Raw genomic sequence first — 14,199 nt, forward strand, 5'->3', positions numbered from 1 at the left:
CGGGTCCCGGGGACGCGGTCAGGCAGGCCCGCACCGTCGAGCAGGCCCGCGCCGGCTCAGCTCGACGGTGGCCGGACGCTGTCCCTCGGCACCAGCGTCGGGCTGGACGCGCGGCGGATCTCGTCTACCGGGTTCCCGTCGATCTGGGTGATCAGGAGGTCGAGGGCGTCGCGGGCCACCTCGGCGAAGTCCGGCCGGACGGTGGTCAGCGGCGGGATGAAGTACGCGGCCTCGGGCACGTCGTCGAAGCCGACCACGCTCACGTCGTGGGGAACCCGCCTGCCGCGCTCGCTCATCGCCCGGAGGATGCCGAGCGCCAGGTGGTCGTTGGCCGCGAAGATCGCCGTCACCTCGGGCATCCGCGCCAGCACCTGGCCCGCCCGGTACCCGGAAGCGGCGCTCCAGTCGGCGGACATGATCGGCGGCACCTCCGCGCCCACGGCCTCCAGCGCCGACCGCCAGCCCTCGATCCGGCCGGCGCTGTCGAACCAGTCCGGCGGTCCCGAGACGTGCCACACCGTGCGGTGGCCCGCCTGCAACAGGTGGGCGGTGGCGGCGAACGCGCCCGCCACCTGGTCCACCGTCACCAGCGGGGTCGAGCGCTCGGCGTCGCCGTCGACCATCACCAGCGGCACGCCGGGCGACACGGCGTCGACCGCGTCGTGGGCCGACGCGGTCGGCGCGATCACGACGATCCCCGCCACCCGCTGGTCGCGGTGCCGCTCCAGGGCCGTGGTGATCGACTCGCGGTCCAGCACGTCCACGCGGTGCGCGGTCACCACGAACCCGGCCTCGACCGCCACCTGCTCGAACGCCGCCAGCAGCGAGACCGGTCCGCAGAGGGTCGTGTTCTGCGCCACCACGCCGATCAGCTGCGAGCGGCCCGTCACCAGTGCCCGGGCGGCCCGGTTCGGGCGGTAGCCCAACTCGTCGATCGCCGCCTGGACCCGTGAGCGCGTCTGCTCCTGGACGTACGGGTGCCCGTTGAGCACGCGCGACACCGTTTGGTGCGAAACCCCGGCGAGCCGGGCGACGTCGGCCATCGCGGGCGCGCTGGATGTCCTGTTCCCCACTAATGTCCCATCTGCGCAGAACCGGCCGCGACGCCCACGACAGCGGGCACCGCGGGACCGGACCGCGGACGGCCGTGGGCCGCCACGGCGAGTCGGGCGCGGGTCGGTGGTCGAGACGGGCACGCCGGAAGCGACCACGCTCATCGGAGATCGGTGCCGAGCAGTCGACATCGGGGCCGATCGACAATGATCAGCAAGTCAATGTAGCCATATTTCAACCGGCCGGTCAACGCGCCCGCACGCTAAATATCGGGGTGCCGGTTTTAGCTCCGCGAAGTGGTCCGCAAGTGTTTCGCAGCCACTGCGGAAGGCGAGCCGACTTCGGCCCTTTGGGGCCGCTTTTCCATTCATGCGAGCCCGGAACGCCGCCGTGCGGCAATGGCCCGCACGGCAAGAGGCGGCCCGGAGAACCGGGCCGCCTCGTCGTGCCGGATCGCGCGCGGGTCGCCCCGGCGGTCGCGGTCAGGCGGTCGTGCAGGTGGCGTTGCCGAGGGTGTAGGTGGCGGGTTCGGCGGTGTTGCCGGTGTGGGTGGCCTGGAAGCCGATCCCCACCGACGCGCCGGGGGCGATGGTCGCGTTGTAGGACACGTTGCGGGCGGACACCTGCCCGGACGTCGGCGAGTAGGTCGCGTTCCAGCCGGAGGTGATGGTCTGGCCGGCCGCGAGGGTGAAGGTCAGGGTCCAGCCGTTGACGGCGGTGGTCCCGGTGTTGGTGATGGTGATGTCGGCGGTCAGGCCGGTGTTCCAGGCGTTGGTCGTGTTGGTGACGCGGCACGCGCCCGGTTCCGGTTGGCCAGTGGTGGTGGTGGTGGTCGTCGTCGTCGTGGTGGATGTGGTGGTGGTCGTGGTCGACGTGGTGGTCGTGGTCGTGGGACCGCTTTGGAACTGGGTGAAGAACCGCCACGTCTCGGCGGGCAACCAGGTCCGGGAACCGCTGTCCCCGGTGGCGCCGTCCTGCGGGGCGGCGATGTGGCCCTCGTCGAACGCCGCCCACACCACCGGGTAGCCCTCGCGGCACCCCGAGTAGGTCGTGATCACGTGGGTCAGGCTGCCCTGCGCCGGTTCGCGCGGGCTCTGGGCGGCGCAACCGTTGTTGGCGACGAAGCGGTCGCGCATCGACCGGCCTCCCGCGATCCCCAGCACGTTGTCCCGGAGGCCGTGCGCCGCGAAGTAGGCGATGGGCCGGGTGCCTCCGCTGCACCCGCTGAGCTGGCCCACGGCGTAGACCGCGACCGCGCGGAAGACGTCCGGCCGGGCGCAGGCGACGGCGTAGCTCATGGCCGCGCCGTAGCTGAAGCCCAGGGCGAAGCGCTGGGTGGTGTCGACGCAGAGGCCGGCGTCGAGCTGCCGGTTGATGTCGTCGACGAGCGTGATGTCCTCGCCGCCGTTGTTGGCCCACCCGTTGTTCAGACCCTGGGGCGCGACGAAGATGGTGCTGTTGTCGGCCAGGCGTTGCAGCCCGTAGTAGGCCCAGACGTCCGTCTGCACGGTCCGGCCGGTGGCGACGTCGGTGGCCGAGCCGTTCAGCCAGTGGAAGCCGAAGACCACCCGGTACGGCCGGTTCACATCGTAGTTGTCCGGCACCCGCAGGATGTAGCTGCGGGACTTGCCGCTGCTCTGGATCGCGATCGTGCCGCTGCGTAGCGACGGCGCCTTCCCGCAGCCGGCGGTCGCCGCGGCGGCGGTGACCTCCGCGGCCGAGGCGCGCTCGCCGAGGTCACCGCTCAGCACGGTGCCGACGGAGGCCACGACGAGCAGCGCCGCCGCCGCGACCGAACCCAGGATCGACCTGCGCCTCGTGGTCACACGACTCTCCTCGTTGTCGGGCCGGGACCGCCCGGCGCTCAGGACGTGGCGCACGGCGTGCCGTTCAGGGTGAAGGACGTCGCCTTGGCGGCGTTGCCGTTGTGGGTGGCCTGGAAACCGATGCCGATCGAGGCGTTGGGCCCGATCGTGGGGTTGTAGGCGACGTTGCGCGCGGTCACCTGCCCGGACGTGGGCGAGTAGGTGGCGCTCCAGCCGGAGGTGATGGTCTGCCCGCTCGGCAGGGTGAAGGCCAGCGACCAGCCGTTGATCGTGGTGGCGCCGGTGTTGGTGATCGTGAGGTTCTCGGTGAGGCCGGTGTTCCAGGCGTTGACCGTGCCGGTGACGCGGCACGAGCCCGAGCCGCCCGGCGTCGTCGTGGTCGTGGTGGTGGTCGTCGTCGTGGTCGACGTTGACGTGGAGGTGGACGTGGAGGTGGTGGTGCTGGTCGGGTCGCCGGGTCGGTCCAGGCCGAAGAACGCGACGGCCTGGGCCGCCATGCCACCGGCGGGCAGGGTGTGACCGGCGCCCTGGATGCTGTACGCCTCGACCCGGGTGGTGCCGGAGGCGTCGTTGTAGCGGCGCCGGTTCCAGTTCGCCTGCGGGGTGTCGGTGGACGACGGCGTCTGGCTCAGCCCGAACACGTCGGTCCACTGCTCGATGCTCTCCTGCAGCAGCGCGTACGGCACGAGGGTGTCGTTCGTGCCGTGCCAGAGCTGGACGCGCGGTCGGACGCCGGTGTAGCCGGGGTAGACCTGGCGCACCGCGTCACCCCACTGCTGCGGTGTGCGGTTCGCTCCCCCGTTGCCCGTGCACTTGCTGCTGCCCGGCGGGTAGTCGGCGGCGTTGGCGAAGCAGTTGAACGGCACGCCCATGAACGCCGCGCCCGCCTTGAACACGTCCGGGTACAGGGCGAGCATGTGGTTGGTCATCATGCCGCCGGAGGACGACCCGGTGGCGTAGACGCGGTTCGGGTCACCGCCGTAGCGCTGCTGGACGTAGTTCACCATCGACACGATGGACACCGGGTCGCTGCCGCCGCCGCGCCGCTTGGCCGCGTCGGACCAGGTGTCGAAGCACTTGCCGAACCCGGCCTGCTGCTCGGCGCTGGGGTAGATGACGACGAACCCGTGCCGGTCGGCCAGCGAGGCGAACTCGCTGCCCGAGTAGAAGCCGGGGCCGGTGCCGCCGCAGCCGTGCATGGCCACCACGATCCCGGGGTTGGCCGGGCGGGCGTCGGGCACGTAGACGTGCATCCGCATCCCACCGGGGTTGGAGCCGAAGTTGGTGACCTCGGTCAGCGACGCCGCCGAAGCGGGGGTGGAGGCGACGGAGACGAGGCCGGCCACGACCAGTGAGGTCGCGGCGGCGAGTAGCAGACTCGGTTTGACCTTCATGCGCTTGACTCCTTTGTTTCGCGCACGGCCGGACGGGGTGTTGGCGGCGGGCCGGTGCGACCCGCGGTGCGGCGGCGGAGATCCACGCGTGGACGTGTCCGGCGGTTGACCAGCCGGGTGCGGTCGAGCGCACGGGTCTCGGCCGGTCGGATCCCGTCCCTAACGTGTGACAGTTAGCCTGCCGCGCGGACAGGAAACTGTCAATCGACTGTCTCGACCGCGGGCGTGGCCCGTGCGGTGGATCCGCGCCCGATTAGGGTCGGTGGCGACGACCTGTCCGAGCCACCGCCGGAGCCGCCGTGACCAGCCCGTACGACATCGAGGAGATCTTCCCGGACGACGCGGTCCGGCTCCCCCGGCGGCAGTCCGGCAACTCGCCCCAGGGCCTGGCGGTGACCCTGCTGGCCGACTACACCCTGCGGACCGGGGCCTGGCTGCCGTCGGGCGCGATCGTGGCGCTGCTCGCCGAGGCGGGCGTCAGCCACGCCGGCGCGCGCACCACCATCAGCAGGCTCGCCCGGCGCGGCGTCCTCGAAGGCAGCAGGCAGGGCCGCAACAGCTCCTACCGGCTCACCCCGCCCGCCGCGCTCAACCTGGCCGCCGGCGGCCGGTCGATCGTCGCCGCCGCGGCCGCCGACGAGCCCTGGGACCACCGGTGGACGTTGATCGCGTTCTCACTACCGCAGGACGAGGTCGCGCAACGCCGCGAGCTGCGCAGCCGGCTGCGCTGGTACGGCTGCGCGCCCCTCTACGACGGCCTCTGGATCTCGCCCCACGACATCACCGAGAAGACCAGGGCGCAGCTGGTCGAGCTCGCCTTCGGCACCATGACCATGTTCCGCGCCCGCCACGTCGACCTCGGCGACGAAACCGGCCGCAACCCCCTCGACGCCTGGGACACGACCGCCATCGCCCGCCACTACGACGCCTTCATCCGGCGCTGGCGCCCGCTGCTGCCCGACATCCGCGCCTCCCGGATCACCGGGATGGAGGCGGTCCGCGCCCGCACCGAGGTCATGGACACCTACCGCCGCCTGCCCATCCTCGACCCGAGGCTGCCCCTCGAACTGCTGCCCCCGGGATGGCTGCGCGCCCCCGCCCGCGACCTGTTCGCCGCCGTCTACGACGGCCTGGCCGGCCAGGCCCAGGACCACGTGCGGGCCGTGGCGGGCCGGTTCACCACCGACCCGCTCACCGACGTGCAGGCGCACACCGTCGCGGACATGCTCGCCGGCCTGCGAGGCGCCGGGGAACCGACCACCGACCGCGCCGGATCACCCACCGGGAGCTGACCGCGCCGACGCCCTGCCCGACGGCGGGGCGGTCAGGGTCCGGCGACGTCGAGAGGACCGTGGTCGAACCAGTCGAACCAGGCGGTGCCCTCGGTGACGTACATGCCGATCACCCGGCCCGTGAAGCCGGTGGCGACCTCCGTCGACAGGTACCGGCCGTCCAGCTCGGCCAGCGGCTCCGGGTCCTCGCCGACGTGGAAGGCGAGGTAGTCCGGCGCGGCGACGTGCAGGCCCGCGGGTTCCTCCCCCTCCGGCCACCGCCTGGCCGAGCGGGTGGTGATCGCGAGGGTCACCGGTCCCGGAGGCACGGAGCGGGTGGCCACGACCTGGCGCAGGGGGCCGATGCGGGCGATCACCGCGGCCTGCCCGTCGGCCACCTCCAGGTCGTAGTGGTGGCCTTCGTCCAAGCGCGCCGACAGGCCGGCGCGACCAGCGGCGGGGTCCAGCAGGACGGCGGTCCGGCTCTCGACGTGCTGCTGCCGCCGGCCGACGAAGGTGCAGCCCGGCCGGTCCAGCGTCGAGCCGGTGGCGTGCAGCGCGAGCCACCCGGGCCGTTGCGCCAGGGACCACGAGCCGTCCGCCCGTGAGCGCGGCGAGATCCACCGCGGGTCGAGGTCGGGTGCGTCGAAGTCGTCCCGCCGCGGCGCCGCGACCGGGGTGCGCGCACCGGCCGGCGCCGGCGCCCTCAGGTCGACGGGTGCGACCCGGGGCCAGCCGTCCTCCCACTGCACCGGGGTGAGGAACGTTTCCCGGCCCAGGACGTGGAACTTGGGGCTGTACCCGACGGGGCGGGTGGCCAGCAGCACCATCCACCACTCGCCACCCGGTGTGGTGACGAGGTCGGCGTGGCCGGTGCTCTGGACCGGCCGGCTCGTGCTCCGGTGCGACAGGACCGGGTTGACCGGCGCCGGCTCCCACGGACCTCGCGGCGAGCGGGCCCGCGCCATGGCCACGGTGTGGCCGCGCTCGGTGCCGCCCTCCGCGATCATCAGGTACCACCACTCGCCGACCCGGTAGAGGTGGGGCGCCTCCGGCCACTGCAACCCGGTGCCCGCCCAGGCGGGCTCCGGTCCTTCCAGCACCTCCCCCGCCTCGGGGTCGATGCGGGCGATCTGCACACCGTGGAAGTCCGGACCGTGGGCCCCGGCGAAGGAGCACCAGCAGTTGCCGTCGTCGTCCCACGCCAGGTCGGGGTCGATGCCGGGCAGGTCGATCCACACCGGGTCCGACCAGGGGCCTTCGGGCCGCTCGGCGGTGACGATGAAGTTGCCGCCGTGCGACACGTTCGTGGTGATCAGCCAGAAGCGGCCGTCGTGGTGCCGGATCGTGGGCGCGTAGATGCCGTCGGACGCCATCGCGTCGGCCGGCAGCGGGAGCTGCGACGGGCGGTCGAGGACGTTGCCGATCTGCCGCCAGCCCACCAGGTCGCGGCTGTGGAAGATCGGCACGCCCGGGAAGTACTCGAAGCTGGAGCACACGAGGTAGTAGTCCTCGCCGACCCGGCACACGCTGGGGTCGGGGTGGAACCCGGGGATCACGGGGTTGTCGTAGAACGACGCCTCGGAGGGCGATGAGGTCATGGTTTCCCTTGTTGTGCGAGGGCTTCAGCCCTTGAAGGCGCCTTCGAGGATGCCCGCGACCATCCGGCGCCCGACCACGACGAACAGCACGACCAACGGGATCGTGGCGAGGAAGGAGCCGGACATGGCCAGGCCGAGGTCGACGTCGAGGCTGTTCTGCAGCGCCTTGATGGCGATCTGGGCGGTGTAGCGCTCGGGGGACTTGAGCACGATGAACGGCCAGAGGAAGTCGTTCCACGCGGTGATGAACCCGAACAGGCCGAGCACGAACGCGGCCGGGCGCACGATCGGGAACGCGATGCGCCAGAACACCTGCGCGGTGCTCGCGCCGTCGATGCGGGCCGCTTGCATCAGCTCGTCGCTGATCGTGGCCGAGATGTGCTGGCGCATCCAGAAGATGCCGAACGCGCTCGCCAGACCGGGCACGATCAACGCCTGGAGGGTGTCGACCCAGCCCAGCTCGGACATGATCATGTACTGCGGGATGACGGAGAGCTGCGTCGGCACCGTCATGGTGAGCACGACGACCACGAACAGGGCGTTGCGGCCGGGGAAGCGCAGCTTGGCGAAGGCGAACCCGGCCAGCGAGCACAGCACCGCCTGGCCGACGCCGATGGCGGTGGCCACGGCGAGGCTGTTGAGCAGCGACTGCACGAACGGCACCGTGTCCAGGACCAGGCCGGCGAGGTGGAAGAAGTTGCCGCCGGGCACGACCTCGGGCGGCATCTCCGTCGCGGTCGCCGTGTCGGTGGTGGCGACGATGAACATCCAGTACAGCGGGAACAGGCAGACCACGGTGGCCGCGGACAGCAGGAGGTAGGTCCACCAGCGGACCCGGCCGGGGCCCCGGCCGCGCGTCGAGGTGCTCGTCATCGGTCCGCCTTGATCCGGGTGGACAGCACGAAGTTGATCGCGGCGATCGCCACGACCATGACGAACAGCGCGACGCCGATCGCCGAGCCGTAGCCGAACTCGAACTGCCCGAAGCCCTGCTCGTAGAGGAACAGCGTCAACGTCTGGCACTGGCGCACCGCACCGCACGTCAGCCCGGAGCCGGTCAGCAGCGGCTCGGTGAAGATCTGCAGACCGCCGATGGTGGAGGTGACCACGGTGAAGATGATCACCGGCCGCAGCGACGGCACGGTGATGTGCCGGAAGCGCTGCCACGGCCCCGCGCCGTCGATGGCGGCGGCCTCGAACACCGACCGGGGCACCGATTGCAGCGAGGCGAGGTAGAGCAGCGTGGTGTAGCCGAACCACCGCCAGGTCACCATCGTGGCGATGAGGACGTGACTGCCCCAAGTGGACTGGACGAAGTCCACCGGCTCGATCCCGACCAGTCCGAGCAGCCAGTTGAGCAGCCCGTAGTCGCGGTCGAACAGCTGCGCGAAGACGACGGCCGTGGCCGCCACCGAGGTGATGTACGGGACCAGCACCGACATCCGGAAGAACAGCGCGAACCGCAGCCGGGCGTGGTTGAGCACGTGCGCCAGCACCAGGGCCAGCAACAGCTGGGGCACGGTGGACAACGCCCAGATGCTGACCGTGTTGCCCGCGGCGTTCCAGAACCGCGGGTCGGCGAACATGCGGGTGAAGTTGTCCGTGCCGATGAACACCTGGTCGCCGATGGGGTTCCAGTCGAACAGGGCCACGTAGAAGGTGAAGAGGAGGGGGAACAGCCCGAACACCCCGAACAGCACGAAGAACGGGGCGATGTAGGCGTACGGCGACAGGCGCTCGGCCAGCCCCCTGCCCCTCGGGGAGGCAGGGGGCGGCAGTGCCGCCGACGGCGCCGGGGTGAGCGTGGCGGTCACGGTGGTCACTCGCCGATGGCGGTCTTGATGTTGCGCACCGCGTCGTCCCACGCGGTGGCCGGGTCGCCACCCGCCTGCTCGACGTTGGTGATGGCGTCGAGGAACTCCTGGCCGATGGCGGCGCTGTCCGGGCCGATGTAGAACGGCTTGAGGCCCAGCAGCGAGTCGGTGTAGATCTTGCCGGTCGGCGCGTCGGAGAAGAACGGGTCCTTGCCGTCGGTGAGCTTGGCGTCCTGGTAGACCGAGGGCGTGGAGGGCAGGGCGCCGACGCGGGTGAAGTGCTCCAGCTGCCCCTCGGGCGACTGCATCTCCTTGATGTAGTTCCAGGCGGCCTGCGGGTTCTTCGCGCCCTTGGGGATGGCCAGGTAGCTGCCGCCCCAGTTGCCGGCGGCGCCGGGGATCTTGGCGATGTCCCACTTGCCCTTGGTGTCCGGGGCGGTGCTGCGGATGCTGTTGAGCATCCACGACGGCGCGGACACCGCGGCGTACGCGCCCTGGCCCATGCCGGCGCTCCACGCGCTCTCGAACGAGGACTGCCCGGCGGTGATCCCGGAGGTGGCCGCCTTGATGCCGAGGTCGAACGCCGCCTTCACCTGCGGGTTGGTGCTGTAGACCAGCTTGCGGTCCGCGCTGTAGTACTTCTCCGACACCTGGTTGACCGCCTGGTAGAACACGCTGGTCGCCGCGTTGTCGGTGAACGCCTTGCCGGTGGTCTGCTTGTAGCGCTTGCCGGTCTCGATGAACGCGTCCCACGTCGGCCACAGCGCGCTCACGGCCTCGCGGTCGGTGGGCAGCCCGGCGGCGGCGAACAGGTCGGTCCGGTACGCCACGGCCATGCCGCCGACGTCGGTGGGGACCCCCAGGACCTCACCGTCCTTGGCGACGCTCTGCTTCCACACCCAGTCCAGGTAGTCGCCCTTGATGTCGTCGGCGCCCAGCGTCCGCAGGTCCACGAAGTTCTGCGGCTGGTCCACGAACTGCGGCAGGTTGTCGCCCTGGATCAGCACCAGGTCCGGCACCTTCCCGCCGGCCAGCGCGGTGGTCAACGACTGGGCGGTCTCGGTGGAGGTGCCCACCTCGGTCAGCTTGATCTGGACGTCCGGGTGCTTCGCCTGGTAAGCGTCGACGGTCAGCTTCTGGTTGATGGCCGAGAACGACCAGAACTCGAAGGACTTGCCGTCCCCTTCCCCGCCGCCTCCGGTGCCGGGTGTGCACGCGGTGAGGAGGGCCAGGACCGCGGCGGCGCTGAGCAGGGGCAAGCGGAGTTTCACGACGCTTCTCCAAGGTGTGCGATAACAGGCGGCACCGCCACCGTGCGGTTGGCCACCGCAGGCAGGCGATCGCGTGAATCGGGCCGAGCCCCGCCGCACCGTGCGGCCGAAAGTTTCGGTCTCAGTTCCGATTGTTAGCGCTCACGACAGTAAGCTGTGTCACAGGAGCCGTCAAGAACCGTTGCCCTGCCCGAGATCCCTCGAGCACAACCTCCCTCAGTGGACTATCGGCAACACACTTTGTGAACGCGAACTATCTAAGGTCGTCGAGCGGTGTCGGCCGCGGTGGCGGGTCCCTGCGGGCCGCCACCGCGACCACCGCGCCTGCTACGCGGTGAACTGCCACCAGTTGAGGTTGAACAAGTAGCCGCTGCCGCCGGTGAACCGCAGGTAGAGGTCGTGGGTGCCTGTCGCGCCGCTGATCGGGCAGGAGACCGTGGTCCAGTTCTGCCAGCCTCCGGTGGCCGAGACGCCGCAGCGACCCACCACCGTGCCGCTCGGACCGTCCAGCCGGACCTCGACGGTGCCGCCGGCGCCGGCCGAGGCGACCCGTGCGCTGAACGTCCTCGCGCCCGAGCCGAAGGCGGCGCCCTTCACCTTGGTGTAGTCGCCGTTCTCGATCCAGCCCACGTTCATCCCGCCCTCGGAGGACGGTTCCGTCTCGATGCCCGAACCCCAGGCGATCGTCTCGGCTTCCTGGCGGACGAAGGGGTTGAGCGTGCCCGCCTGCGGAGCTCCGCCGGTGGTCATGGTGATGGTCGGGATCGTGCCGTCGGCGTTGTAGGTGAACCTCTCCACCGCCACGGAGCGGGTGAACCCGCCGCCGCCGGACAGGGCGCCGTTGTGGTAGAAGAAGTAGGAGCTGCCCTTGAAGTCGACGATCCCGGCGTGGTTGGTGAAGCTCGCGCCCTGGGTGGGCATCACCGTGCCCCGGTAGGTCCACGGCCCGGTGGGGCTGGTCGCGGTCGAGTAGGCGATGAACTCCGAGCAGCACTTCGCCGCGAACACGTTGTAGTACAGGCCGTTGCGCTTGTAGACCCAGGGGCCTTCCTCGTAGAGGGTGGGCCTCGCGGCGTCACCCGCGCGGGAGCCGAAACCGGCCGTGGTGAGCGGGATCTGGGTGGGGCTGCCGGAGAAGGAGGTCATGTCGGCGTTGAGCCGCACGTACCAGAGGTTCGGGTTGCCCCAGTAGAGGTACGCCTGGCCGTTGTCGTCGATGAAGACCGTCGGGTCGATCTCGCCGTTCTCCACCAGCGGGCGGCCGATCGCGTCGCGGAACGGGCCGGTGGGGTTGTCGGCGACGCCCACGCCGATCGCCATCCGACCGGTGGCGCGGTTGACCACGGGCACGTACCAGTAGAACTTGCCGTTGCGCTGGATCGCCTGCCCGGCCCACGCGTCCTTGCTCGCCCAGGAGAAGGTGCCCACGTTCATCGGCGAGCCGTGGTCGGTCCAGTTCACCATGTCGTCGGAGGACCAGACGCGCCACTCCTTCATCGTGAACCAGGTGGAGCCGTCCTCGTCATGCCCGGTGTAGAGGTACACGCGTCCGTTGTGGACCAGGGGAGCCGGGTCGGCGGTGTAGATGTGCTGCACGATCGGGTTGTCCGCCTTGGCCAGCGCGGGCGCGAGGGCCAGGGCGCAGAGGACCGCGGTGAGCAGCGCGCCCACCCGTCGCGCGAGCGCCGAGAGGGACCACGTCGATTTCACAAGAACCTCCGGAGGTGCATCGGTCGGCGGCGCGGGTGGGGCACGGCGCTCTTCGGCGTCGTCGGCAGGGGACGTCGAACCGGGACGGCGGGCACGCGAGGGCGGTCCGGCGGCCGGGTGTGCCGCCGGACCGCGGTGACGGCGCTCGGCGCCATCGGGCTTCGTCGCATCGGCGTCCCCACGTCGTCGTCGGCGGCGCTCACCACGGCGCTCAGCCGGGCGGGTCACGCCCGGGGCGGAGCGGCCTTGGATCTCCCGCCATGTAACTACGCGTTCTCGGCGCCGTCAAAGCTAAAATGTGAGCGCTAACTTTAGCACTCTGCCTCCGTTCAGACCAAAAGCCTTACCGCCCCATTCTCAGCGGCGTTCCGCGAGCTAAAGATGTTTGCGTTAACTTTAGCAAGGGTCGGCAAATATGCTGTCGAACGGCATTCGAACTGACCAGACCCCCGTGACGACTCGACCGAATCGCGGGCCGACTCACTCCCACCTCGACACCGCGCCCTACCTGCACGAAACTTTTTCGTAACGCCTTGACCGAGCGTGTGTCATCCTTCACAGTCGGAGAGGCACGGCGCGCGTTCACCGCGACAACCACGGCACCTCATTGCCAGCCCATTTGCACTGACGTTGTCCCAGCCCGTAGTTGTTAGCGTTAACAGATCTTCGGACGGGCGTCGGCCAGTACCCCTCCCACCGCGGCACAAGACACGCGGTGTGCTGATCCGTGAGGACCCGTGATGAATCATTCGATACGAGCGGTCAATCGGCCGACGCCCGCGCGTCGACCGAGAACAACGGCGTTGCTGCTCGTCGTAGGACTCGTCGCCACCATGATGACGGTGGCGTTCGACGGCCTGGCCCTGGCGGGCACGACGCTGGGCGCCTCGGCCGCGGAGAAGGGCCGGTACTTCGGTGCCGCCATCGCGGCCGGGAAGCTCGGTGACAGCACCTACACGACCATCCTGAACCGCGAGTTCAACCAGGTCACCGCCGAGAACGAGATGAAGATGGACGCGACCGAGCCCAACCAGGGCCAGTTCACGTTCACCAACGGCGACCGGATCGTCAACCACGCCATCAGCCGCGGCATGAAGGTGCGCGGCCACACCCTGGCTTGGCACTCCCAGCAACCGGGCTGGATGCAGCGCATGGAGGGTTCGGCGCTGCGCCAGGCCATGCTGAACCACGTCACCCGGGTCGCCACCTACTACCGGGGCAAGATCCACTCCTGGGACGTGGTGAACGAGGCCTTCGCCGACGGTTCCGGCGGCGGGCGTCGTGACTCCAACCTGCAGCGCACCGGCAACGACTGGATCGAAGCCGCCTTCCGCGCCGCCCGCGCCGCCGACCCCGCCGCGAAGCTCTGCTACAACGACTACAACACCGACGGCGTCAACGCCAAGAGCACCGGCATCTACAACATGGTGCGCGACTTCAAAGCCCGCGGCGTCCCCATCGACTGCGTCGGCTTCCAGTCCCACCTGACCAACTCCGCCCCGTCGGACTACCAGGCCAACCTCCAGCGCTTCGCCGACCTCGGCGTCGACGTCCAGATCACCGAACTGGACATCTCCGGCTCGAACCAGGCCAACGCCTACGCCGCCGTCACCCGCGCCTGCCTCGCCGTCGCCCGCTGCACCGGCATCACCGTCTGGGGCATCCGCGACAGCGACTCCTGGCGCACCGGCCAGAACCCCCTGCTCTTCGACAGCAGCGGCAACAAGAAGGCCGCCTACACCTCCGTCCTCAACGCCCTCAACGAGGGTTCCAACCCCCAGCCCGGGGTCATCGACACGACCGCCTGGTACGTGCTGGTGAACCGCAACAGCGGCAAGGCGTTGGACGTCTACAACCTGGCCACGAACGACGGCGCCCGCATCACCCAGTGGGCGCGCAACGACGGCAACCAGCAGCAGTGGCAGTTCGTCGACTCCGGCGGCGGCTACTACCGGGTGAAGTCGAGGCTGTCGGGCAAGGTGCTGGACGTCTACAACTTCTCCACCGCCGACGGCGCCAACATCGTGCAGTGGGCCGACGGCAACGGCACCAACCAGCAGTTCCGCGCGGTCGACTCGAGCGGCTACGTCAGGTTGGTCAACCGCAACAGCGGCAAGGCCGTGGAAGTGCAGGGCGCGTCCACCGCCGACGGCGGCAACGTCGTGCAGTACAGCGACTGGGGCGGCGCCAACCAGCAGTGGCAACTCGTCCGCGTCGGGTGAGCACGCCACCCGCCACGACGCCCGACCGACCCGGCAC

General features: G+C 70.3%; 10 protein-coding genes. 2 read left to right on the plus strand and 8 right to left on the minus strand.

Annotated elements, in window-relative coordinates; genetic code table 11:
• Window positions 1–56 precede the first annotated feature (56 nt).
• The 3 genes from IOD16_RS22255 to IOD16_RS22265 form a co-directional block, all read right to left on the minus strand.
• Window positions 57–1,043 carry a LacI family DNA-binding transcriptional regulator gene (locus tag IOD16_RS22255; RefSeq protein ID WP_236594278.1) on the minus strand — a complete coding sequence of 329 codons (987 nt, stop codon included), beginning with the start codon at window positions 1,041–1,043 and terminating at the stop codon, window positions 57–59.
• 492 nt (window positions 1,044–1,535) lie between these two features.
• On the minus strand, window positions 1,536–2,879 hold the full coding sequence (locus tag IOD16_RS22260; protein WP_170185357.1) for a cellulose binding domain-containing protein: 1,344 nt from the start codon (window positions 2,877–2,879) through the stop codon (window positions 1,536–1,538).
• Between the two features lie 38 nt (window positions 2,880–2,917).
• Window positions 2,918–4,273: an extracellular catalytic domain type 1 short-chain-length polyhydroxyalkanoate depolymerase gene (locus tag IOD16_RS22265; RefSeq protein ID WP_201435981.1), complete on the minus strand. Its 1,356-nt coding sequence runs from the start codon at window positions 4,271–4,273 to the stop codon at window positions 2,918–2,920.
• A 299-nt stretch (window positions 4,274–4,572) separates the two neighbouring features.
• Here IOD16_RS22265 and IOD16_RS22270 point away from each other — a divergent pair, with 299 nt between their 5' ends.
• Window positions 4,573–5,565: a PaaX family transcriptional regulator gene (locus tag IOD16_RS22270; RefSeq protein ID WP_201435982.1), complete on the plus strand. Its 993-nt coding sequence runs from the start codon at window positions 4,573–4,575 to the stop codon at window positions 5,563–5,565.
• Window positions 5,566–5,597: 32 nt separating this feature from the next.
• On the opposite strand, the gene IOD16_RS22275 is transcribed toward IOD16_RS22270, so the two are convergent.
• The 5 genes from IOD16_RS22275 to IOD16_RS22295 form a co-directional block, all read right to left on the minus strand.
• Complete coding sequence (locus IOD16_RS22275; RefSeq protein ID WP_201435983.1) at window positions 5,598–7,145, minus strand: glycoside hydrolase family 43 protein; 1,548 nt, start codon at window positions 7,143–7,145, stop codon at window positions 5,598–5,600.
• A 24-nt stretch (window positions 7,146–7,169) separates the two neighbouring features.
• Window positions 7,170–8,018: a carbohydrate ABC transporter permease gene (locus IOD16_RS22280; RefSeq protein WP_123747162.1), complete on the minus strand. Its 849-nt coding sequence runs from the start codon at window positions 8,016–8,018 to the stop codon at window positions 7,170–7,172.
• On the minus strand, window positions 8,015–8,968 hold the full coding sequence (locus IOD16_RS22285; protein WP_170185356.1) for a carbohydrate ABC transporter permease: 954 nt from the start codon (window positions 8,966–8,968) through the stop codon (window positions 8,015–8,017). The genes IOD16_RS22280 and IOD16_RS22285 overlap by 4 nt, the downstream gene beginning before the upstream one ends.
• The gene (locus IOD16_RS22290) at window positions 8,965–10,230 is read right to left on the minus strand and encodes an extracellular solute-binding protein (RefSeq protein WP_201435984.1); all 1,266 of its coding nucleotides are present in this window, start codon (window positions 10,228–10,230) and stop codon (window positions 8,965–8,967) included. Before IOD16_RS22290 ends, IOD16_RS22285 begins: the two co-directional genes overlap by 4 nt.
• 327 nt (window positions 10,231–10,557) lie before the next feature.
• The gene (locus IOD16_RS22295) at window positions 10,558–11,940 is read right to left on the minus strand and encodes a glycoside hydrolase family 43 protein (protein WP_123747160.1); all 1,383 of its coding nucleotides are present in this window, start codon (window positions 11,938–11,940) and stop codon (window positions 10,558–10,560) included.
• A gap of 833 nt (window positions 11,941–12,773) precedes the next feature.
• On the opposite strand from IOD16_RS22295, the gene IOD16_RS22300 reads away from it, so the two are divergent.
• The gene (locus IOD16_RS22300) at window positions 12,774–14,162 is read left to right on the plus strand and encodes an endo-1,4-beta-xylanase (protein WP_236595208.1); all 1,389 of its coding nucleotides are present in this window, start codon (window positions 12,774–12,776) and stop codon (window positions 14,160–14,162) included.
• Window positions 14,163–14,199 lie beyond the last annotated feature (37 nt).

The sequence above is a fragment of the Saccharothrix sp. 6-C genome, assembly GCF_016695385.1.
In the GTDB taxonomy this organism is placed as follows: domain Bacteria; phylum Actinomycetota; class Actinomycetes; order Mycobacteriales; family Pseudonocardiaceae; genus Actinosynnema; species Actinosynnema texasense.